Origin of the sequence: Trichocoleus sp. FACHB-591 (assembly GCF_014695845.1) — a bacterium.
In the GTDB taxonomy this organism is placed as follows: Bacteria; Cyanobacteriota; Cyanobacteriia; order FACHB-46; family FACHB-46; genus Trichocoleus.
On the sequence record NZ_JACJPA010000025.1, the window covers coordinates 28,956 to 53,632 of the forward strand.

The 24,677-nt window shown below is 44.9% G+C and carries 15 protein-coding genes; all 15 read left to right on the plus strand.

The window, feature by feature from the left end; translation table 11 throughout:
• The first annotated feature begins 391 nt into the window (after positions 1–391).
• The 15 genes from H6F90_RS03750 to H6F90_RS03820 all read left to right on the plus strand — a co-directional run bounded on the left by H6F90_RS03750 (position 392) and on the right by H6F90_RS03820 (position 24,596).
• Positions 392–4,297, plus strand: coding sequence for an N-6 DNA methylase (locus H6F90_RS03750; protein WP_190550351.1), 3,906 nt, complete (start codon positions 392–394; stop codon positions 4,295–4,297).
• A complete protein-coding gene (locus H6F90_RS03755; RefSeq protein ID WP_190550353.1) occupies positions 4,297–5,889 on the plus strand; it encodes an ATP-binding protein in 1,593 nt (530 codons plus the stop codon). The genes H6F90_RS03750 and H6F90_RS03755 overlap by 1 nt, the downstream gene beginning before the upstream one ends.
• Positions 5,890–5,925: 36 nt before the next feature.
• Positions 5,926–7,980: an AAA family ATPase gene (locus tag H6F90_RS03760; RefSeq protein ID WP_190550356.1), complete on the plus strand. Its 2,055-nt coding sequence runs from the start codon at positions 5,926–5,928 to the stop codon at positions 7,978–7,980.
• A gap of 91 nt (positions 7,981–8,071) precedes the next feature.
• Positions 8,072–8,755 carry a PD-(D/E)XK nuclease family protein gene (locus H6F90_RS03765; RefSeq protein WP_190550357.1) on the plus strand — a complete coding sequence of 228 codons (684 nt, stop codon included), beginning with the start codon at positions 8,072–8,074 and terminating at the stop codon, positions 8,753–8,755.
• A gap of 583 nt (positions 8,756–9,338) precedes the next feature.
• A complete protein-coding gene (locus tag H6F90_RS03770) occupies positions 9,339–10,310 on the plus strand; it encodes a hypothetical protein (RefSeq protein WP_190550358.1) in 972 nt (323 codons plus the stop codon).
• 2 nt (positions 10,311–10,312) lie between these two features.
• Entirely contained in the window at positions 10,313–11,089 is a 777-nt protein-coding gene (locus H6F90_RS03775) for a hypothetical protein (protein WP_190550359.1), read from the plus strand.
• A 230-nt stretch (positions 11,090–11,319) separates the two neighbouring features.
• Complete coding sequence (locus H6F90_RS03780; protein WP_190550360.1) at positions 11,320–12,009, plus strand: VWA domain-containing protein; 690 nt, start codon at positions 11,320–11,322, stop codon at positions 12,007–12,009.
• Positions 12,009–12,755, plus strand: a complete 747-nt coding sequence (locus tag H6F90_RS03785; RefSeq protein ID WP_190550361.1) for a PP2C family serine/threonine-protein phosphatase — start codon at positions 12,009–12,011, stop codon at positions 12,753–12,755. Before H6F90_RS03780 ends, H6F90_RS03785 begins: the two co-directional genes overlap by 1 nt.
• Positions 12,752–14,149, plus strand: coding sequence for a serine/threonine protein kinase (locus H6F90_RS03790; protein ID WP_190550362.1), 1,398 nt, complete (start codon positions 12,752–12,754; stop codon positions 14,147–14,149). Before H6F90_RS03785 ends, H6F90_RS03790 begins: the two co-directional genes overlap by 4 nt.
• Complete coding sequence (locus H6F90_RS03795; RefSeq protein WP_190550363.1) at positions 14,146–17,496, plus strand: DEAD/DEAH box helicase; 3,351 nt, start codon at positions 14,146–14,148, stop codon at positions 17,494–17,496. Before H6F90_RS03790 ends, H6F90_RS03795 begins: the two co-directional genes overlap by 4 nt.
• 103 nt (positions 17,497–17,599) lie before the next feature.
• A complete protein-coding gene (locus H6F90_RS03800; RefSeq protein ID WP_206756155.1) occupies positions 17,600–19,036 on the plus strand; it encodes a hypothetical protein in 1,437 nt (478 codons plus the stop codon).
• Between the two features lie 38 nt (positions 19,037–19,074).
• Complete coding sequence (locus H6F90_RS03805) at positions 19,075–21,465, plus strand: hypothetical protein (RefSeq protein WP_190550367.1); 2,391 nt, start codon at positions 19,075–19,077, stop codon at positions 21,463–21,465.
• Between the two features lie 2 nt (positions 21,466–21,467).
• On the plus strand, positions 21,468–23,591 hold the full coding sequence (locus H6F90_RS03810) for a hypothetical protein (RefSeq protein WP_190550368.1): 2,124 nt from the start codon (positions 21,468–21,470) through the stop codon (positions 23,589–23,591).
• Between the two features lie 451 nt (positions 23,592–24,042).
• Positions 24,043–24,279 (plus strand): element excision factor XisH family protein, encoded by a 237-nt coding sequence (locus tag H6F90_RS03815; protein WP_190550370.1) that lies wholly within the window; start codon positions 24,043–24,045, stop codon positions 24,277–24,279.
• Positions 24,267–24,596, plus strand: a complete 330-nt coding sequence (locus H6F90_RS03820) for a XisI protein (protein ID WP_190550372.1) — start codon at positions 24,267–24,269, stop codon at positions 24,594–24,596. Before H6F90_RS03815 ends, H6F90_RS03820 begins: the two co-directional genes overlap by 13 nt.
• Positions 24,597–24,677 lie beyond the last annotated feature (81 nt).

Here is a 24,677-nt window from a genome sequence, read left to right on the forward strand (position 1 = left end):
ACTGTCTCTCTTGCCCAACTACCTTAACCCTAGCTTTATCGCACTTGCTTCTCTAACGATCTACATGAAAACGGGTGAAGCTGCTTTTTCGTCATTCGCATCAGGTTGTTGTACTTTGGAGGAGGTATCGGATACAAGTGTAATAGGACTTCGGGATGCTATCACTAGACGAAGCGATTACGTCATTACGGCAGGGGCATACTAACAAAGTTGAGATTTAGTCACCAGGAAAGCAGAGGAGCAAAAGATGCCGCGCAACGAATATCACACCTTGCAGGAAGGTCTAGCAGCATCAAGACAAAATCGTTCAGCATTCTTCTCAAACTAATACCAAAGCCCTATCTGCTGCAATTTTACGAAAAGCCTTTGCTGGAGAACTTTAACCTATCAGATGAACTCTTTAGAACAGCGAGACCTTAAAAAAGAACTGTGGGGAGTGCTAAACGCTTACCGCAGAAACGGCAGAATGCTCGATCGTGATGTTGTCGTTCATGCCGCAGCTTTGCTGTTTTTACGCTGGGCAGACTTTCATGAAGCAGAGCAAAGAGCGATCGCCGAATTTGATCGATCGCACTACCCTTCCGCGCTGCCAGACCATCTTCGTTGGTCGGCATTGCGACAACGAGATTTTCATGACCTCATGAGGTTCTTCCAACGTGAACTTGTTCCATCTCTAAAATGGGCAGATTCCACTCCACTTGGGCAGCAGCTTCATCGAATCGGAGTTGCTCTCGAACAAACTGGAATTGAGCAATCGGAATCGCTATCTTCACTAGAACCCATTTTCGAGCTATTCCGCTGGATCGACTCCTTGCCCTTCGACTTTACAGCGGATCGAGCTGCTGCCGGAAATGTTCTAGAAGTTCTAATCTCAGACTTCACGGGGGGCAAAGATTCTGGTCAGTTTATGACCCCTCAGCCGATCGTTGATTTAATGATCGAACTCGCTGACCCAAAACCAGGCGATCGCATCTACGATCCTTGCTTTGGCATGGGTGGCTTGCTCGTTGCTTCCACCCGCCGTCTGCAAGAACAAGCTACTGTGCTCTCACCCGGCAGCTGGCTAGCCATTCAAGAAACCAGCATTTTTGGCGTTGAGATTAATCCCATCGCCTACGCAATTGGACTCACGCGCGTTGTCCTTGCAGGTATTGATCAACCCCGGCTCGAACTTGGTGACACGTTAGAACGATCACTACTACAAAACCGTGCATCTGAAGGATTCGATCGCATTCTGGCAGTGCCACCCTGGGGGCAGAGATCATCTGCTTACGCTCATCGAAATGAATTTCCAATCCCTACCTCAACCACAGAAGCGCTTTTCCTACAACACATCATGGCTTCTCTGCGTCCAGGTGGTCGAGCCGTCGTCGCCTTCCCTGACGGTATTTTCTTCCGCTCTGGCGCAGAAAAGTATCTTCGCGAACGGTTGGTATCTGACTTCTACGTTGAAGGGGTTCTGGCACTGCCTCCAGGAGCCTTCGCTCCATTTACTGGGCTTAACTCCAACCTTCTGATCTTTCGACGAGAAGAGCCTGCTTCTTCCATCCGCTTCTTCTTGGTCGAAAATTTTCCCTCTGGTCAGCGAAAACGAGAATTCGCATCACCTGATGAACAACGGTTATTTGTAAAGCGAGTTGCCCAAACATTTCACGACGGCAAACCTGGGACTCATCTCTGGAATACGCCAATTACAACGCTTGCCCAACGAGATTGGGAACTGATTGTAAAGCGAACAGGTGATGATGCCTTAGCTGAGCAGTTAAATACCCTGATTGAAACCGATCCCACCATCAAGCTGCGATCGTTACAGCAAGTCGCTGAAGTTTTTACAGGGATTTCCTATAAGCAGGAGATGATTACCAAAGATCCTAAGCACCCTGATGTTGTCAAAGGGCTGCTTCGCGTTTCTGATGTGAAAGACGTGGGGGCAAAAGCTCCGGAGTTATTTCTTACGAAAGCTGGAGAGTCAAAGGTTAAGAAAAAGCATTACCTACGACCTCTAGACATCATCGTTACAAAGTCAGGGACAATAGGCAAAGTAGGGCTTATCTCAGATGTAGCTGGAACGGTAGGAGCGATCGCAACACAAGGTCTTGCTGTCATTCGTCCCAAAGAGGGGGTAACGGCTCAATTTCTAGCAGAACTCTTGCGCTCTCCTGCCTATCAGTCTTGGCTAAAGGGGCACGCTCGTGGAGCGACTATCCAACATCTTTCGATGGAAGCACTGAAAGATCTGAAGATACCTGTAGCACCCCTTCAGATGCAGGATCGTCTTTGGCAAGGGACTCACGGACGAATTTCAGATGCCTTAAGTGCATTAGTCCGTATGGCTACGGGTGCCAGTGACGACCCTGTGTTGACCTGGCTTGAACAATCTAAAGTCGTTCGATCGATTGCAGAAACGGAGAAAGCAGGAAGTGAAGCAAGGCTGCTGTGGTGCGATCGCTTTGGTAAAGAACTCAGCAACCTCAGAAATCGAGAAGTTCACGGGTTAGAGACTGTTCCCGCAGAGATCCTGCCTTGGTTGATTGCCTCTGCCACCGCTGCTTCTGCCCTTACAGGCATCCATGAAATTCCAGATGGAACAGGTCGCTTAGCAGTGCTAGAGAATGCCCATCGCCGGATGAGGGATGCACTTGAAGAACTAGACAACAACTCTATTGCTGTGATCGAAAGGGCACGGCAAGTTAGTTATGAAGTCATCAAGTTAGTTACTCGTGAAATTGAATCAACTTTAGAAAATACTGGGATTGAGATAAACCCTGAGCCTGCTAGTGTTGAAGTTGGAACACCCAGTGAAGTAAATTTACTCATCCACAACGTATCTCCAACTTCTCTAAGAAATTTATCATTTCAGACTGTCCCGACCATTGGAACTGGAAAAATAACCTACCTCTCCGAAAGTGAGAAAGGTAAAATTCCACTCCTTGTGAAACCTCAACAGACATCAGGAACGTTTGACTTCACCGTAATATGGAGAGCGCAACGGCTTGACGGAAACATGGTTCAAGGAGAGATTCCACTCTCCCTTGCTATTCGTTCGCTTCGAGAGTCATCTGTTGCCAACTTGGGAGCCAGTCCCTATGTGGTTGGTAGACCGATCGAACGAGAAGAAATGTTTTACGGGCGAGACGATGTCATTGAGCAAATTAAAGATCACCTCAATGATGAAACTCAATCTAATGTGATTTTGCTCGAAGGCAATCGCCGCACTGGAAAAACTTCAATTCTCAGGCAGCTTCAAAAAGACAACAATTTACATAGCTGGTTAATGGTGGAATGCTCCTTGCAAGGGGCAGACAGTATGGCAACTCGCCACGTCTTTCGACTATTCACCAGAACAATTTGGGAAGCTTGTACCACAGCTGGAGTTGTAACCTGGTTACCAAGCCAGCCACCACCTGCTTCAGACAGGCCCTTGGTACGAGAACTGGTAGACGCTTTAGACGCCACGTTTTCTGGAGACCATCCCTTTGAAGCATTTGAACTGTATCTGCGAAGTGTTTTAGAAGCAATCCAGCCCTGCAAGTTGCTTTTAATGCTGGATGAGTTTGACAAACTCCAAGAGGGAATTGATCAAGGCATCACCAATCCTCAAGTTCCCGAAAATATTCGCTATCTCCTGCACACCTACTCAGATATGTCAGCAATCATTACTGGATCGCGACGCCTGAAGCGGCTGCGGGAAGAATACTGGTCAGCCTTATTTGGGTTTGGCTATCAGATTGGCATTAGCGCTTTACCTCTTGATAGTGCAAGAAACCTTGTGACTGAACCTGTTGAGGGACAACTGTTGTTTTTACCCGAAGCTCGCGATCGACTCGTCAATCTCTGTGCCTGCCAACCTTATCTAATTCAGTCGTTATGTACTCGTGTGTTTGAGCGATCAAAGCGACAGGCAGAAAGAACCATCACGCCCGCATTGGTCGAATCTGCTGCCACTGCAATGGTAGAAGACAATGAACATTTCCGCACCCTGTGGAAGTATGCGGGAACTGAACGCCGACGAATGATTCTGGCAATTTGTCAGCGTTTTGTAGATGGTGATGATCCAACAAACCTCGATTTTTTAGAAACGAAGCTTGAAGAATTTGGGATTCGTGTCCCCAAAAAACGAGGGCTAGGAGAGGATTTGGACTTTTTACGAGAATTGGAATTGATTGATTTTGATTCTACTCAGGGGCGTGAAGCTTATGCCCTCTCCATTCCACTAATGGAGAAATGGATTCAGCGCCATATTGATTTTGAAGATCTAAAACGGGAAGCAATGAGAGAAGCCGAGGAGGTATTGTAATGACTGAGTTTTATCAAGTGCTAGGGGGAACCGTTCCAAAATTGTTGGGACGAGAACAGATGCTGGCAGATTTAGAAAGCCATTTATTGAAGCCAACGCCCGATCATGTATCAGTCATTGGATTCGCCCGCTATGGAAAAAGCGTACTACTTAATCATCTAGCAGAGAAGTATCGCCCTGGAAATGACTACTTCACGACAGCGCTGTACATCGACTTCCGCCACACTACACCCACAGCTGATGAAGACTTTAGACTTTGTTTTGCTAAAGAAGTTAAATCAACGATCAAGCAATTTCGACCAGAAGTCGCAGAGTGTATCGACCTAAATGGTAACAGCAATCCTCATGAATTCCTTGATCTAGCGTTTGGAGAGCTAGACCGTACAGGTGATCGCCTGCTTGCTGTTCTAGACGGCTTCGATCACGTTCTAGCCGCTTCAAATATCACCAGAATGCTCTGGGATAACATGCGAACTTTAGCACTTCACCCCAGCTTGACCCTGGTCACAGGCAGCCGTCGTCCCCTTCGAGAGCTTTGTGCATCCGAGGAATCCAAATCTTCTGACTTCTGGGAAATCTTCTATGATACGCCGTTAGAGATTAATAAGCTCGAAGAATCAGACTGGGAGGGTTTCCTGAAACCGATTCAGGAGAAGAACGTTACGATTGAGCCTGCCGCAAAACGAGAAATTATCGCGTGGTCTGGAGGTGTTCCTCTCTTGGCAGCCGCTCTCATGCGTGAGCTTTTCCGTGACACATCTGAAGGAGCTACGCTATCACAAGCCGAGGTTGGGCGAATTGCTGAAAGGATGGTCGCCAGCCAATCTCAGCTTCTCTTAGCTCTGTGGGGTGATTGCAATGACGAAATGAGGAGCGATTTAGTCTTAGCTTTAGAACGAGGCTTTCCTCAAAATCAATTGCCGCACAGCAGAAAATCTGAATTGGAGAGACGAGGCTTTCTACAAACTACAGGAGGCACTCTCAAACCAGCCTGCAAGATCATTGAGAAATATGCACGACTCAGAAGCCCTGGAGTTGCTGACCTGCAACGCTTATTTGGTAGTGTCGGAGTTTTTGAGGAAAACATTCAAGGCACTTTAGAACTGAGACTTGCTCAGATTCCACTTGTTGATCAAACCCTCACTGGTCATGTACGTAAGGCGATTCGAGACATCTCTCCCTCTCCCGAGGGGTCGCTGGTTTGGATGCGAAGTATTGCAGAACGGGCACTTGATCTGATTTGGGAGAAAGAATTACCTCGCGATCGCTCAATTCCTTCTAGTTGGGTCACTGAATGGCGAGAATCAGGCGAGTGGCGAGATGGGCTTCTAGCCCCAAACAGACAACTACCTCGCAGCCGTGGTGAACACTGTAATATTCTTCGTCTTGCGACTGGAACTCAAAACTCTCGCCCTGTCACTCGATACATTTCCAAATCTACCTATGTTCTAGTCAACCACATCAAGTCAGTCGGTGATTTCGGACAACATCTAGAGATCCGAGATTTTTTGAATGTAGGAACTGCTGCATCTTTCTGTATGAGTGCACTTGCGCTTTGTGAAAGTCTTTACAACGATTTGAATCGAACATAGTAGTACTGAACTGTTATTGACGAGAGGCACTACCTTATGAATTCTCCTCTCATTTGCCATTTCCTAATTGGTCCACCCGGAAGCGGAAAATCCACCCTGGCTACTCAGATGAGCCAGCATATTCCTAATAGTCGAGTTATTTCAACTGACCGGATTAGGGAAAGACTATACGGGGACGAATCTATTCAGGGTGATTGGGCAGAAGTTGAACGAGTTGTTTTGAAGGAAATCCAAGAGGCGATCGCTCAACAGCAACCAGTAATCTATGACGCGACCAATGCCAAACGTGTCTGGCGTATGAGTTTGCTTCAGAAAGTTGCTGATCTCAAAGCCCAGTGGATCGCTTGGCACCTGAAGACACCCCGTCAGTTTTGCCAGAACTGGAACATGCAGCGAGGGCGGCAAGTTCCCCCTGAAGTTCTAAATCAGCTATTCCAGAGCCTAAAGAATTTCCCACCCCTGGCAGCCGAGGGTTTTGTGGGAGTTTATGAGCTAAACCCAGCCCAATCCAATGATCTAATCGTTGAAGTTAAAAGCAAAATCAATCAGCTTTCCCGCAGTATCACGAATCGCGCAAACCGTACTCAACATAGTCAAGTCACCTTACATCCCTACTCAGGCTTGCTAGATTTCGATCGCCTACTGCACTTAATCAGCCTGCTGGTACATTACCCCGGCATCGGCAATCTTCAAAAGACCAATCCTGATTTACTGAAACAGTTGCTTGGAGACGAGACTCAATTCCAGACTGACCTGTCAGAGATTTGTGCTGTTATGCAACGGCTATATGGTGGCATCTATGCTGACCCTAACGCAATTGCTGCTGATCTTGAATGGCTAGACGAAAATAACTTCCTTAATCCATCTCCTAGCAATCAGGAACTAACCATTGCTGAAGTTTTAGCGATCGACTCTGCAACCCATGCCTATTCTGATACTGAACCATTCAAACGGTTATTAACAACCATTCGTTTTATCATCCAACATCCCTTTCAGTGGGATTCAGAGCAAGGTAGTCTGGGTAGCTTAGTCTCCATGATGCAGAAGCAGGGTTTGGTTGACGGTGACCAAACAGATGCAATCCGCAAAGACATTGAACGGATACTCAAACCCTTCCGCATTCTGCCAGACTTCGCATTAAAACGTGGTTATTTTATTGGAACAGGAATTTTATCTGCTCCTCAATTAGCCAAAGTTTTTCACGTTTTGCAAGCTCAAGCCAAAAATCTGCAAGACCCCATTGCGTTGGGAATTTTTGAAGTTTTTGACGAACGGATGAGGCAAAGTCAATTAAGTACTCAGTCGATTTATCCTGTTCGCGCTATCTGCAACCGTACGATTGTTGATTCCCAGTTGCTGCCGCAATCTGCTCTTGCTAAGAATATTGAGAAACTGGAGGATGAAATTGAGCTGGGTCAAGTTTTGGAGTTAAAGCGGTTTTCCGGTGTTGGTCGATATAGCGACAACCAAGATGACTTCTTTCGAGTTTGCCCTTTGCAAATTGTCTTTCATAATATCGGTTGGTATCTTGGCTTTGAAATTATCGAGGGAAAGGACAAGGGTTTATTGCAGTTTGAACGATTAGACCGATTATTTCGGGGTTATCCTCAACTAAACAAATGCGATCGTCGTGACCAGCAAAAGTCACTGCACAGGCTCCAATGTCTCTACCAAGCCTGTGGAGGGCTTTATCTGGGTAGAAGTGCTAGTGAGCAGCGCCAATTTTTGAGCAAAACTCCCGCAACCCGTGATGCTGTCTGTATGACTGTAGAACTTTGGTTTAATGACAGTGCTTTCCGGTTTGTTAGTGAGGGCACTCAACGATTTCCGATCTCTCAAATGAAGATGTCACCCAAACTATCCGGCAATCCCACATCTCAGCAACTGGCTCCAATTTTTACCTTGGCTAAAAGTCTAGACCCTGCTCATCCAAATCGGTTTCAGATCAAACTTCCTCGTTGGTCTTTGGACGATATTGACCTGCGTCGGTGGATCTTAGGGTTTGGAGATCAGGTAAAGGTCATTGAACCACCGGAACTTGTGGAGAAGATTAGTGGTATCGGCAGGGCGATCTCAGATCTCTACAAGTAATAAAAATTCGTCGTTCGCATCTAAGTAGTTTTATCGCTATTGGGTGCCGAATTATACTGATAGCAGTTCACTATTGATGCTATCAGTGTCTATGGAAACCCTGAACTCAGTAAGTCTACCTAAATACAACGCTCAATGCACTTGGTACGAAGGACGACAATACTATTCTGTTCAGGGGCGAATTTATACAGGGATCACAACTATTTTGGCTGCTACTCGCCCTGAGGAGGAGCAGCAGAAATTTAAGGACTGGGAGAAACAAGTAGGCTTTGCTGAAGCACAGCGCATTAGGCGCGAATCGACAAAACGCGGCAAGCTTCTTCACAAACAGATTGAAGGTTATTTCAATGGCTCTTTCCGTGACCACATTGACCAGGATGTGGAACAGCAGAAGTATTGGCAATCCATTCAGCCTTTTCTGGAGGCGATTGAGGAGGCTTACCTTGTTGAGGGAAACGTGTGGCATATATCTGGCTTTGCAGGAGTTGTTGATGCCCTTGTTAACTACAATGGGCAACTTTGGGTTTGTGATTGGAAAACTTCCACTAAACTCAAACGCTGGGACTGGATTCAAGATCACTGCTTCCAAGTAGCAGCTTATACCGCTGCTATCAATCGGGTTTACCAAAGTAAGGGAATTCGTGTAGCCCAAGCTTTGATTGCGATTGCGCTACCGCATACAGAAACACAGGTTTTCCGGATTGAGCAGGAGGAATTAATGGAATACTGGCAGATTTTCAAACAGCGATTAGCGCAGTTTAAGGCGATGCAGTAGGCTTAGGCTTTTGCTACCCTGACTACTGCTGAAGTGCGGCAGGTGATTGACACAGTAATGATAACTCGCCAGTGTGTCAATCGCTGCCCACCTTCAAATTCGTCATTCGCATCAAAGTAATTTCTGGATGAAGGAAAGACGGATTACACTACTGCTAGTTCAGTAGATGGTAACTGAGATAACTTCAGAACCTCAGTATGGTGCGGGTGAATAACTCACCGAAAATTTATTCTCATCTGACCCGGCATCCGGTAAATCGATTGGGTCTAACCTACAAAATTCTTGCGTAGCTTTCCCTGAATTACTTTACCTTTTGGAGATTCACTGATCTATGGCTCTGACGCTAACCTGCCCCTTCTGCAATTCTGAGACTCCAACAGAACACAACTTTTGTATCATTTGCAATCAGCAGACGAAGTGCCTTAGCCCTAGCTGCGGTAAAAAGTTGGTTCCAGGAAAGCCATTCTGTTTTAGCTGTGGTCAGGCGATCGCAAAGCTGCCCTCACCATCAGCGCAGGTAAATAAGTATGTTCGTGACATTAAACAATCAGGAAAAACATACGAAGAATATACGGAATTCAGTATGTCTGATCATGCTGTCAGTGAAATTGCTCCGTTCATTGTTGGGCAGATCATTTCCAGACCACAAAAAGGTACCCATAAAATAGTTCCTAACGCTGCTGTAGTTCCGCAACAACTATCACTAGGTTTAGAGGATGCTCTTCCAGAAATGACGGCACTACAACTGCCAGAGGCACCCTCGGCTCAAACAGTTGAGACAAATTTAGTTGGAGCAGCAAGTTATTTTGAACAGGATGGCGGTTACCTTGTAGCTAACATCAAGGACTTTAAGGGAACAACTTGGGCAGAGCAACAAAAGCGATTTATCCTACTGTATGCTGCTGCATACAATCAAATTTGTGGACAGACTGTACCAGATAAAGAACATTTCAGAAAAGCCGCTGAGCGAGCCAGTGTTCTCGATCCACGTAACTTTCCAAAGTATTTGGGAGAGATAACGCGAACCTACTTAAATGAAATTGGAGGTGGATTCAAACTCAATCATGATGGAGAAAAAGAAGTAAGAGCAATTCTTGCTCAAATTGAGGATGGAAACATCGGATCAGGAAATAAATATTGGGAACGTAACGGTACTACAAGCGGAAAACGACAGAGATTTAACAAAGAGGATAAAATTAAGATTCAAGAGTGGGCATTGGAAGAAGTAGATATTGGTAGCCTTAACATTCGCGACATCCATCGAGCAAAAGACTATGCACTTGTATCTCTTTGGCTCCTGACTGTTCATCTGAACAAGGTTCAAGCCGTTCGGTCGAACGATGCTTACTACTACTTCAAAGAAAAGTTCAAAACAATCTCTGTGAAGGCAGAGACATTCAAAGAGGCTCTCTTCAAACCCAGTAATAGCCGATACTTTCGAAAGACCGAGGACAGTTTTTTCCTGACTTCCAAAGGACAGCAGATCGTTGAGGCTTGGACAACTGGTGCTCCAATTGGCGCTACAGATATTTCCGAAGATGAGGTGGTGAATTAGCGATGAGTGTTGCAAGGAGCCAAGTTATTTCTGTCTTATCACCACCACTTCCACCTGAAATCGTAACGAATCTACTCAAGGAGTATTTAGACATTAAGCAGAATCTAGCCTTTCGAAAATTTCGACCAGGTGAGCTGAATGGAGGACGATTTGCGGAATGCGTGTTGCGCCTTATTCAGCATTTAGATAATCCCCCATACACCCCCTTTGGAACTTCCTTGGGGAACAGCGATGGCATCATCCGCCGAGTTGAGAACAATACAGCCCTACACGAGTCTGTAAGGATTTTCATTCCTCGGCTTGCCCGAATTCTTCTCGATGTACGAAATCGGAGGGATGTGGCTCATGTTGGAGGCGATGTCAGTCCCAATTCCCCTGATGCTCTGCTAATAGCTCACTGTGCGGACTGGATTTTGACTGAGATTCTTCGGCTCTATTACAACTGTCCGATCGATACAGCCAGAAAAATTGCTGAAAGTATCAACGAGACAGCTGTCCCGATTATTGCTGATGTGGACGGATTCGTCCGGGTTCAAAATACCAAGCTAGATTTTCGCAGTAGGGCATTGGCTATCTTGTACTCCAAAAATCCCAGCAAGGTTAGAGATACTGCGCTAGTGAAGTGGACTAGGTACTCCAACCCATCAGCTTTCAGAAAGGACATCCTGCAGAAACTGGATGCTGAAGCTTTGATTCATTACGAGAACGGCTTATGCTCCCTTCTCCCCAAGGGAATTATGTACGTAGAAAAAAATATACCAATGGAACTTCTTGCCTGACCAAGTTGAGCTGCCTAGGAACTGAAGTATTCCATTGAGTTTTATTGATGCCCAAACGTTTTCTCTTCAAAAACTTCACACATCCCTTGCATTCCCGGTTCTTATGTAAACGATAAAAGTCCTGTAAAGGATTTGAGGTGCAGGAAGAGAGAATTTGGGGAATCCTCTACTTAGAGACTTCGTGTCAGGTTTTCACAAAGCATGTTACTGGTCAAAATTCACATCGAGTTATGAGTAAACTCAAAGATTTCTCTATTGCTACCGCCAGGATGATGCCTGTGATCATTCTGGCAGATGTCAGTGGCAGCATGACGGCCTATGGAAAATTGCCAGCTCTAAACCGGGCGATCGCTGAAATGATCACAATTTTTGCCGATGAGCAGGACGTACGAGCGGACATTCATGTAGCAGTTATTACGTTTGGTGGAGGTGGTGCTAGCCTTCACCAGACATTACAACCAGCTTCCCAAATCCAGTGGACAGATATGGAGGCAAAAGGAGCAACCCCAATGGGTGCAGCATTTGAGCTGGCAACCCAGCTATTAGAAGATAAGACAATTATTCCCAGCCGCTCCTATCATCCTAACTTGGTCTTGATTTCTGATGGGCAGCCTACCGACGAAAGAGGGCGGACCTCCGAGAACTGGAAAGAACCTTTACAAGAACTTCTACATTCAGAACGGGCTTCTAAGGCGCTACGTTTTGCAATGGGTATTGGTCCTGACGCAGACGAAACAACTCTCAAAGCATTTCTTGTCGGTCAACATCCCGAAATTCCAGTTTTTAGGGCAGATGAAACCGGAATTCAAAAATTCTTCCGTTGGGTCACAGTGACAGTTACCAGCCGATCTAAGAGTGTTAGCCCCAACAGCATTCCTCCGATTGATTTTGATAACCTGGATGACCTCCTGGAGTTCTGATGTTAAGCCCTTCGCAGTCACGATTGGTATGGTTTGGAGCGTCAGTTCGAGGGCGATCGCATATTCAGCAGAACCGCCCGAACGAGGATGCTTGGACGGGAACGACGGGTTCGTTTGGCACTGCCATTGTCGTTAGTGATGGGATGGGGTCTAAACCAAATGCCCGTATAGGGTCACAAATGGCTTGTCGAGCCGTTAAGGATGCCTTAAAGCCTTGGGCAAAATCTGAGAATGCCCCCACTGCAACTCTCCTCCGCTTAGTTCACTTGTTTTGGGGATTGCGTGTTCTACCTGCAAGAGAAGAAGACAGCGTAGCAACTTGTCTTTTTGCAGTAGTAATACCATCTGGTGAATTAACTATTGCTCAATTAGGAGATGGTATTGCTGCAATTCGGTATGGTGATGGAAGCTTAGAAATTTTACAGGGTGAGCGTCAGGGGTTTACGAACCAAACAACCGGACTTGGAATTGCCAAAACGACCAAAGACTGGACAGTTATTACAAAGCCCAGGTTATCCCCTAATTCAGCAGTGCTGCTAGCAACAGATGGTATCGCTGATGACTTAGTGGGCGATCGCATCGGAGATTTTATTCATACCCTCGTTACTGATTTCGGTGCAATGGTTCCTTCAGAGCGTCGGTACGCTCTACACCATGAGTTACGAAATTGGGCAACCCCTAAACACTTAGACGATAAGACTCTGGCAGTGCTCTGGTGCGAATGCCCAAAGGATGACCAAAAATGAATTTTGAAGGTAAACGGCTAACTGATGAACGAGGGCAAACCTACGAGCTAGAACGAGAACTGGGTAGAGGAGGACAGGGAGCCGTATATGCAGCTAAAGGTGGGCGGCGAGCAATCAAAATTTTGTTTGATCGCTCTAGCAAGCAACGCCAGTTACTCCGAGGACAACTGCAAAACATTCGTCAAATGCACGAGTTACGAGGGTTGGGAGTAGCTTCCCCTTTAGAGATGCTGCAACCGCCTCACCTAGGGTACGTGATGGAACTCATTACTGGAATGGTTCCACTCTCACGGTTAATTCATCCTCCGCGTGATGTTAGTTCCCTTGCAGAGTGGTATCTCACTGGTGGAGGACTACATCGTCGTTTGCTTCTGCTAGCACGTTGTGCAGAAATTCTTGCTCAGCTTCACAGCAAAGGGTTAGTTTACAGCGATCCATCACCCAATAATATCTTTATTTCCAATGATTCAGATGCTCATGAAGTCCGTTTGATTGATGCAGACAACCTGCATTATGAAAGCTCTTCATCCACGCGCAGTTTTCATACTCCTGGATATGGTGCTCCAGAATTGGTGCTGAGTAAATCTGGGGTTAATACCTTAACTGATGCCCACGCCTTTGCCGTGTTAGCCTTTCAGACTCTTTGCCTTATTCATCCATTAATAGGAGATCTGGTTATGGAGGGTGAACCAGAATTGGAAGAAAAGGCATTAGAGGGTTATCTACCCTGGGTAGACGACCCAGACGATCAAAGTAATAGTACGCTGCATGGTTTACCAAGAGATATGGTGTTATCTCCAAACCTCAAGAAGCTATGTCAGCGTTCCTTTGGGGAAGGACTGCAAGACCCAACAAAACGACCAGGTATAAATCAATGGGCTGAGGCTTTATATTCAGCAGCAGACTTCACAGTGCAATGTCCGGATTGTAGCAGCACTTATTACGCGAATCAGAGATGTTGCCCTTGGTGCGATTATCCACGCCCAGCACAAGTACAGCTACTGATCAAACGGTGGGAATCACTACCAAATATCAAAGAATGCCAAAGGCTCTTATCAAACCAAAAAATTTTGGCGGCTCTAGCGCTGACCGAAAATCAATCATTGATTCTGACTGAGCGAGTAATTAATGGCAGAAATACACCAGGTCATCAAGCGCCTGGAATTGAACTTCGACTTGAGGGCAGCAACATTTGGGTCCGTAGCTTGAACGGACGATGCTTTTGGTTGTCATGTTTTGATGGACAGGAACAAACGACTGTAGAGGTACAGGAGCAACGACAACGAGTTCCAGCAAATGACCAACATCGCACCTGGCTACTCCATTTTGCCCCCATTGATCGTTCACATCGTCTTGCAACCTTCAGATTTGTCTCCGGAGGAAACCCATCATGAGAGTCAGCGACATTCAAAGTGGACGTATCTACACTATTGAAATTGAACGGAGCGATCGCACAGCATTTAATGGGCAGGAACTCGTATCTGTGAAAAACGAGGTTCTTCTCCAAAAGGATGAGATCAGCAATGACATTCTTCTCTATCACGGGAAAGATAGCTGGAACATTAACGGTAAGGATCAACAGAATCAGACTCAGCTAGAAAGTATTCTTGAACGTAATCTACCAACTCTATGTTGGGTATTAGAAACTCATCCCAGAGGACAAAATCCTAACCAACTCTCTATTCAAGTACATGAGTTTCCAGGTAGACTTTACATTCCAGATGAGATGCAGTTTGGCATCGATGAAAAAGTCATTGAAGACATCAGGAAGCGATACCTACGAATTTCAGATCCAGTTGACAAAGTTCTTGAGTGGTTAACCCGCGAACTAATTTTGCCCCCAGCCAGTGCAAGCGGAAAAGCACGTATTCTCATGAGAACCAGTGCGAATTACCAGGATGGGTTAGAGAATACATTTCAGCTATGCGGAAATAAAATTACAGTTGATTTACGTCGCACAGAAGATAATTACCTCCGAGTTGAACGAGTTACAAAATCTCGCCCACCTAAAGACTTTAATGAGCAGCGTCCTTTGATTCTAGTTGAAGGACTTATGTCCTTTTGCGATATATCAGTTGCAGGAACATTGCGAGGTAGCATTCGTACCGAACTAGATGTTCTTGCTAAAAACGCAGATACCTATCTGTCTCTATGGCGGGAGTACAACGAACTTGAGCAGAAGGCGATTCTTCAACGTGCTCAAGAATTCGGTTGGATCACGTACTCATTTGAGGAGAGGTTAGCTAATGGCGAACATCGCTTTCATCTTGAGAAACAGGCGAATTTAGAGGAGCGATTGCAATCTTTAAGGGATTTATCTGAGTTTTCCCTGGAAGCCAATGAGAAGGAACCGAATCTGAGCAGTTTGGAAGCTAGCCTCAGTAGTCAGAAGGCATTCTTTGGGCAACTTACTGAAGTTGACACTCAAAACCTAACGATAGATATTCGTCCCTCTGACCCAGATGAACTACTTTCCCCTCCAAAAAAGGGATTTTTGTTTGTGTCGCTACAGGGCGATCGGACTCGTTTGAGACGCCGTAAACGTGCTGAAGAACTGATCCGAACGGCAACCTGCCCTATGCCTCAGTTGGGACTAATTCTACAGAATCAGAAGATCTCAATTTCAAATCATCGCAAGCATAAACTACATTCCAAAACGATCAGTACATCCTTTAATGGGTCTCCAACGCCTCGTCAAGAAGAGGCATTGCGAGTTGCTATCAACACGCCCGATATTGCTCTAATTCAGGGACCACCAGGAACAGGAAAGACGAAGGTTATCACTGCAATTCAGGCTGTTCTAGCCGATATTGAGAAAAATAGAAATGGAAACGTTTCCCACCGATTACTGCTAACTAGTTACCAACATGATGCAGTTGAGAATGCGGCGGAACGAACCGTTATATTTGGACTTCCAGCAGTTCGAGTTGGGGGAAAAGCCAGTCGAAGTGACACTCCAGATAATGTCGATCGCTGGCGTCGAGAGCGAATTGAATCTCTTAAAGCTAAACGAGCTGACTGGACAGAATTGCCTGAAACCACCTTACTACGTCAAGTACAGAGCTTAATCACGGCTTATATATTAGCCCCTGGCAGCTTACAGCAAACAGCACAGTTGTTAAAAGAGATTTATGACCTAACTAAGGAAAGCATTCCTGGGGAACTTAGCGATCGCCTCCTAGAGAAAAGTCGTACCCTTACAACGAGCACTACAACTCACAACTCTGTTGATGATGAAGACAGAGAGTTGGCAATACAGGCAGTTCGCTCTCTCCGTGTAGAGCTTGTCGCTTTTTCAGATGATGGACCAACTGCTGCATACAAGACTCTACGCCGCCTTGAATCATTAAGTCTGTTAACAGACAGCGATCATAGCCTACTGGAGATAGCCGCCGATTGGGATAATTTTGAATCTTCCGGTGAACCTCCTTTCCTTCAGGATTTAGCTGGGCTTCAAACCAGGCTTCTAGATCAACTAACTTCCGTTGTCAGCGATTCAATTGCTACACCTGTCGCGAACCCTGAAATTGAAGCCTTACTTAAACAAGTGAGAGAGACCCTGACGGAGCAGGTGCAGCAATCTCGTGCTGGAGTTGAAAGTGTTTTAGAGGAATATCTACATGATTTAGAAAGCGATCCTCTGGGAGTTAGGCAAATGCTGCGAAGCTATACAGTGGTCTTGGCAGCTACTTGTCAGCAAGCGGTAGGAAGAGAAATGGAATCTACCACAGGAAGCCCTGATAGTGTTTTTGAAACAGTCATCATAGATGAAGCTGCTAGGGCCAATCCGCTCGATCTTTTCATTCCGCTAGCAAAAGCTGAACGCCGAATTATTTTGGTTGGAGATCATCGTCAATTACCTCACATCCTCGAAGAAGATGTTGAACGTCAATTAAGTTCATCGAACACAACAACCCAGGAAGCATTAAAGAAGAGCTTGTTTGAGAAATTATTTAAGCAATTGCAGGAATGGGAAAATCAGGACGGTATTAAACGTACTGTGACTTTAGATACTCAATATCGGATGCATCCGACTCTAGGTGACTTTGTTAGCCGGACATTCTATGAACATCATGGAGAATCACACATTAAAGCAGGAAGACTAGCAGAAGAGTTTTTTCACGCCCTTCCCGGTTATCAAGGTAAAGTCGCTGCCTGGATTAATGTTCCCCTCAACTTAGGGGGTGAAACCAGAGGACAAAGCAAGTCTCGTCGTATAGAAGCCCGAAGGATTGCAGAAGAACTCAAACGTCTTATTGAACATGACCCTCGTTTAACGTTTGGAGTAATCGCCTTCTATAGAGCACAGGTAACAGAGCTTTGGCACGAACTTTGTAAACTCGGTTTGGCGGAAGTTACAGATGACGGAACATTCCAAGTCGCTCCCGCATGGCGAGAAACAACAAACCATGAGGGTAAACTAGTTGAGCGGCTAAGAATCGGGACTGTTGACGCATTTCAAGGTAAGGAATTTGATGTCGTTTTTCTTTCCGTAACCCGAAGTAACAATATCCAGACAAGCCCTAATACTCCGGAAACTTATAGAAGAAAGTATGGTTTTTTACTTCTGGAAAACCGTCTTTGTGTGGCAATGAGCCGACAACAGCGATTATTAATTGCGGTAGGTGACTTGGAGATGATTAGGGTAGAGGCTGACAAACCGCAGAATGAACGCCAGGCAATTCGCGAATTAATTGCCTTCTATGAACTTTGTCAAACATCTTCTGGAAAGCTGCTTTAGGGGAATTAGTATGCCTTTTCGCAAAGACACTTCCATCCTGTACTACAATCCTAAACCCGCTACACCTTGGAAGCAGCGCAAGTATTTTTTGTACCCCGTTAGGATGTACCGAGTCGTTGCCCCACGCCTTTCATCGCGTAAGGTTAACATTCTAGAGAAAGCAGTGTTAGGCATGTATCGTGCTGGTATTACAGAAGCCATTGAAATCAGCCAACATCTTGATATTGGCAAAGATTTGACAGCCCTAATTCTCACACAACTTACTGAGAAACAATACATTGGCCTACATGGCAAGCTTACCCAGAAAGGCCAGAGGATTTTAGAAGCTGAAACTTGGATTACGCAGGATGCCGTTGCTGGATTCATTTTTCAAGATCCATGGACGGGGGATTTGTTTCCGCGTTTTGTGGAACGAGAGGGGTATGTTGATACTCAATTGAATGATAAGGACTATCTAGAGTTGATTTTTGGTACAACGGGTAAGCCAACCCCCAAATCAGCATTTCTACCACAAGTCAAAAATACAATTGAGCGACAACCCTCTCCAACTGAAATTATTGATGCAGTTTGTCAGCATCAAAGAACTTTGAGAAATCTTAATTCTATTAAAACTGATGATGAAGATTGGGTTTTTGAAAAAATTCCCAACCTTGATCGCGTTTCTTTTATAGATGAAGAACCAAGAGATTTGTGGCTTGCAACTTATATATATGTGCCTGAAGATTTTTCGGGCGCAAACATTTGGAATGTCTGCGATCCGTTCGGCTTAGGCGATAGTCCTTGGTTGCTTCGTAAGCTAGAAAAGCATCGTAAGGACAAGACAATTAGCGGATTAGAAAACTTTATATCCAATATGTTAGATGAACAACAAAAACAAGTATTTCAGAACTTTGACGAATGGTTCAATTTAACGAGCAGAAATGCAGAGTTTAAAGTTGAAAGTAAACTGACTCCAGTAATTAGAGGCTATAACGAGCTATTTGAGTACTTTGTTGCCGTTGAACGAGCTTATATTGAAGCAACAGAGTTAACCCAATCAACCCCCCAAAGAGTCATTACTAAATTAGAGGATATTTCTCGAAATTTGCAGAAGGTAGCTGAGTGCCTGTTTAAAATCATCCGAAACGATTTCTCCACCAAAAACCTCGGCAAACGTTTACCAGAGAGCCAAAAGGAAATTCAAAGCACTCTTAACGAGTATGCAGAAAAGGCAGGTTTTTATAGTCCACTACCTAACAAACTATTAAATTTTAGCAAAAATGATATTTCCAGAACAGCAAATAGTGGAAATGGTTCTCTTCGTTCTCTAATACTAGCTTCACTTCTTGCTACTCCAGGCAATACAGCACACCCGTTAAGATTAATGGCTCATAAATTTCCTGACTTGCTAGTTAACTTAGATAAGTTGGCAGATATTCGCAATGCCGGTGCCCATGCATCAGGTCAAGACCAGATTTATGAATTAAGTGAAATAGAGGAACACATCAACACAGTCTACAGATTTGCTGCTGAAACACTGCAACTATCGTACCAACCGTGATTCTTCAACTCTAATCTTTTGACCACCTGGAGATAAATATGGGCAAGCGCAGCAAGGGATTCCCTGGAAATCAAAGTGACTCTCGGAACAGAAACTCTGGAGGTGTTGGAAAAAGTGGAACTAATATCCCCCAGAAAGCAACGGATCCAGTAGAAAAAATTCAGTCAAATGAACAGGCCAATGCTTTATTACCGCAAGCATTAGAAAAACTTTTGCCTCAGGAGCTAGAAGCCATAGGCTCATCTGCTCCAGATGATCTTGATCCAAATGAGCTTTGGAAAAATGCTCAGATCTTTGCCCTAGCAGCCGAGCAATTAGCAAGCCGGGAAAAAGAATTTGAATCCTTACAAGCTGAATTAAAGGTTAAACAGGCTGAGTTAGACGATCGAGATCAGGAATCAGCTGAACAATCTAAACTACTACATGACGAGCGAGAGCAATTAAACCAGTGGCTTGCAGAGATCGGAAAGCAAGAACGCCAACTTCAAGAGCGGGAAGCCAATGCAGTAGCAGGCTTTCTAGTCCAGAATCGAGTTGCACTAGCTGAGTTAGATCAGCAAGTTGAACAACTTAGCAGTGAGGTTACCCAAGCATTAAGTCGGAAGCTTGAGATCCAACAACAACTGAAAGACGAGATTACTCAGAAATATGCTGAATTTGAACAGGAAGTTTTGCTAGAGGGGCAGGCTATAGAGGAGGAAAGGCAGCAGTTAATCACAGAACGTAGACAACTTAGAAAAGAACAGAACAAGCTAGGAATTGAACGCGAGTTACTACATGAAGATAGAGAATCTTTAGAGGAAAAAGTAGAGCACCGTGCAGCCGCGAAGGTTGAAAGCCTTGAAGCCAATTTACGGGTCTGGAAGGAACGTTATGAAAAGTCTCAAGAGTTACAACGCAGTCTTGAAGCTAATTTACTTAAAGCAGTAGATGCAGTAAAGAGATTTGGTCAGCGTAACCCAGAGGAGATTCTGGCTGAATTAACCGATCTGCGTCGTCGAAATGAGGAACTTGAGCAAAAATTAGCTGAGCGCCTAACGGAAGCTGCAGTGGAACGATTGAGGAGTCTAGAAGACGAGAAGGAAAGTTGGGATAGGGATCGTTTTAATTTGCAGCAGGAAGTGAGCCGCCTAAGGAAAGTGGAAGCAGTTTATCAAACTGGAGTGCTGGACTTTAACACTTTACAGAAACAGAAAGAAGCACTAGAAACGAGCAACAACCGATTGCAGGCAGCTTTAGATGAATTGAGGAGAGACGTTAATGATGCAATCTCCCAGTCTAAGGAGCGCAGTCCATTTGAGAAATGCACTCAAATGGACAGAGATGATAAGTTACAAATCTCCCCCATACTTTCACGAGAGGTCATTAACCTCGCACAATTCGCTGAAGATCTTCGCTTCCGTATTGCATTATCCCCTCAAGAAAACGGTAAGCGGCTTTACTACTCGGAGCAGGATATTAGAGCATTCCTGGGTGGAATTGCAATGAGTAAACTTCACATTCTGCAAGGCATCAGTGGTACAGGAAAAACTAGTCTTCCTCTTGCTTTTGCCCGTGCAATGGGCCAGAGAGGTCAAGCCAACTATAGATTGGTTGAAGTGCAGGCGGGATGGCGCGATCGTCAAGATTTACTTGGCTACTACAACTCCTTTGAAGGGAAGTACTACGAAACTGACTTTCTCACAGCTTTATATGAGGCGCAGTGCCCTGAATTTCAAGACCAAATCTACATCATCATTCTCGATGAGATGAATTTATCGCGTCCTGAACAGTACTTCGCAGACTTTCTTTCTAAGTTAGAGCAAGATGCACCAACACTTAGATTAAACACTGATTTAGATCGTCCCGTCCCCAAACTTTTCCGAGGCAATGACACGTTAGTTATTCCTCCAAACGTTTGGTTTGTTGGTACTGCAAATCAAGACGAAACCACTCTGGAGTTTGCAGATAAAACCTATGACCGTGCTCATGTGATGGAACTAGCACGTAGCCATGAGAGTTTTGATATCCCTCAACTTCCGCCTAGACACCCGATCTCTTATGAGGCACTAACCAATACTTTTAAGGAAGCTCAAAAACAACACGGTGGTCGAACAGCTAAAGCGTTTAGTTTCCTAAATAATAACTTGTCTGATCTGCTTGAGCGGAAATTTAAAGTTGCTTGGGGTAATAGACTTGAACGCCAGATGCACCACTATGTTCCCATTGTGCTGGCAGCAGGAGGTTCTTTAACTGAGGCCACTGACCATATTCTGGCAACAAAGATTCTGCGAAAAGTACGCGATCGCCATGATACTCAACCAGCAGACTTAAGAGAACTTCATGAAACAATCGAGGAATACTGGTCTGAATTAGACACAGGTAAACCAGTAAAGTCTTTGAAACTCCTTGAATCAGAATTGCAACGGGTTGAACGGGGGGCGTATTAACTATGCAGTTTTACAACCGTCTAACTGGTCAAACTCAGAAGAATATTCCTCATTATCTGTTGATGGGACAATGGCAGCTTCTTCCTGAATCTACAGAGAGGGAAACTGTTACTGTTAATGGAGTGCCTGTTTCTTCCAGGTCTACGCTCTACATTTCCCCTGATGCTACGAGATGTTTTAGAGTGCATCTACGAGGCGATGCTACAAGTGAAAGAATATTTCCCTCTTGGCAAATCCCCTCTGACCTCTTGCTGGATAGCTTGCAGCACTTTGATGATGTGCTGAACAGGCTGTCAGGGCAAAGTGAGTTTTGGAAGAAATGGGTCAATACAGTACCTCTAGTAAATGATATTGAAGAAAATGTCTCCCCTCAACTACTAGAGCAACTTTTGGGAAAACACATTGGACATCTTGAGGAAATTTGTCACCGTCCAAGAACCTATTTGAAGATGGAGACTGATCGACTACCTATTTCGCGTGCTCAGCGCATCTCACCACATGCTACGGATTTTCTGGCAGCACATACAGAAGATTGGGAAAAGCGGACATTTCGCAGTATTCGTCCCAAAAGAATCTTGTGCTTGATTCGTGAGGATTTATTAGACATCTATGAGAATAGAGTGGCTGTAAGGCTGATCGAGCACTTGCTGGAATACCTGCAACGGCGAATTAATGATGTAGAAACTCTGCAAAGAGAACTGGAACAAGCGGATGATTTTTCGCGGGATATTGACCGAACCTATTGGAGAAATAGAAATCGAATTTGTAGCCTTTGGGGTGAACAATTTCAGGCTGAAACTGCCCTGAAAATGGCGGAAGAGACACTCAAGTTATTGCGACAATTGCAATATAAGCTAAAGGGTTTGTTAGATACAGAGCTATATCGTGCTATTCCTCAGCAAGCGAAAGTTGGTAGTACACTTAAAAGGACTAATATTCTAATAAACGATCAACACTATCGTTATGTTGATCGTTTATGGCATGCTTGGACTCCTTGGAAACGTGGGCATACGCAAACCCCTCACCAACTTATTGAAACTTATCAGAAAGGCTTTAAAGGATTTGAAGCTTTCTGCTTCCTTATTGTTAGCCGAGCTTTAACAGGTAATGGAACAGCAGACGATCGAGGACTGGGGTTTGAGTTTGATAGCCTGCATAACTCGGATCAAAAAATCTCAATTAAATTCAATAGTACAAGAAATAGCATTACTTTAGAGCAGCATTCTGATGGAATGCTTCTATTGGAAGCAAATGAAATTCAGCCATTAAAACTGGTTCCATTAATGCTGCCCTTGACGGCTACTGATAATGATGATGTAAATGATATTAATACAGCCTACGAAAAACTTAGTACTATTTGCTCTAATGACGCGAACGTCATTAAAGTAATCCTATATCTAGGAACTGGAGACGAGCGGCAAGAACTGCTCAGACAGAAGGTTAGTAGTTTTGAGAATAGTTATAACGTTAAGGGACAACTAGCCTTAGTGCCTATTAGCCCATTGGATATTTTCAGTATTGAACGTATTGCCCACGTTATTCAATGGTGGTTCTATAACCAATACTGCCAAATCTATCCCTTCACAGTTGAGGAGAAAATACCTGAAACCTTGCTACGTGAGAGTTCATGGCTGCTGCAAGATGGTAAGCAGATGATATTACACAAGCCACCTCAACAAGAGGAGCAGGATACTTTTAATAAAAATCTCTCAATATTAATTAAACAAACTGAATCTCGTGGACCACAAGCCAAAGGATCGTTGAATGAGTTAAAGAGGCTTAACCATTTTTCCCACGAAGCAAAGGATCGTTTCAAATCATTGTTAGCCTGTCCAACCTGCTATCAAGAAGCCAAAATCTTTGAAATGTTGGATAGGCAGTGCTTTCGCTGCTACTGTCAAGATAACAAAGATTGTGGCACCGAGTGGGGAGCACGGGTATGCAATCAATGTTATCAACGCTACCCATACATCCAACTTTCCGACTCGAATATCCATATTTTGGCTCATGAGTTACAAACAGGATTAATTGAACGCGTATTTGGTAGAAATGTCTTAGCATCTCCTTGCGTAAACAATGGAAATGAGAGTAGTTTTCTCTGTCCTGGCTGTGGGGCACGTAGCTGATACTTACATTGAGTGATCAGTCAGTTAATCATCGATCGACCACTAATTCTAGGAAGAGTTTGCACACTTAGAACTCAAAATTCCCAGAACTGGTTGAAGTAGTGGCCGCAGCGATCGAGTGATCCTCTTCTCCACGACCCGCCTCTCTCACAACCGCAATCGCTTAGTTTCCGGACTAAGTTCCAAGGGCAATCGCCTGCTTTCAACACCGGCAACAGCTACACTCTATTCGTAACCCAAGCGACTACCTCCATCAAGCCATTTTTCCAAGGATGAAACTTGCCAACTGTGGGGTGTCTGACGACAATTACTTCTGGCTCCTGAGAAAACTTTCCAGCTTGGCTTTTCTAGGGCGCGAACGTTCTTAGAGAAAATCTCTGTGGATTAGTCAGGTTTTTGTTCCCAAAGTTTTAGACTCCTGAAGTTCTGGTGTCCACTGGCTTAGCAATCAATGCCTAGATTTAGCGCTACAACAGGGCACCTAATCGTAGAGCATGAGAGGAACTGGCAAATTTTCCATCCCTTCATGCGCCACGAACCCGATCGCACTCTTTATCTCGCTGTTCCCGAAGAAGTTTGCAAATCCGTCTTTGAAGAAGAAGCTAGGCAAATTTTAATTCAAGATGGACTGATTCGGCTTTTTAGCTTCAATCCCACTCAGGAGGAAATCATTCCATGGATTCCCTAACTACCAAATATCGAGGGATCGTCGAACAGGTGCTGCAAGAATACGCCGATTTTTTAGGACAAGACGACCAGGTACAAAAAGAACTCATCTTTGACCAAAACCGCGATCGCTATCTCCTCATCGAAACGGGCTGGCACAACGGCGATCGCGTCTATGACACCTTAATTCACATTGATATCATCAACGAAAAACTTTGGATTCAGCACGACGGCACGGAAGACGGCATTGCTTATGAGTTAGAAGCCGCAGGTACTCCCAAAAACCACATCTCAGATCTTGCACCTCGTAATCTGAACCTCCCACCCCTGCTGCTGTAACAGCATGCGCTTTTGCTCAACTTCCTGAAGCAACAGGGCAACAACCACCTCGCCTAGGCAGGCTCCGAGCACGGTTGTCGC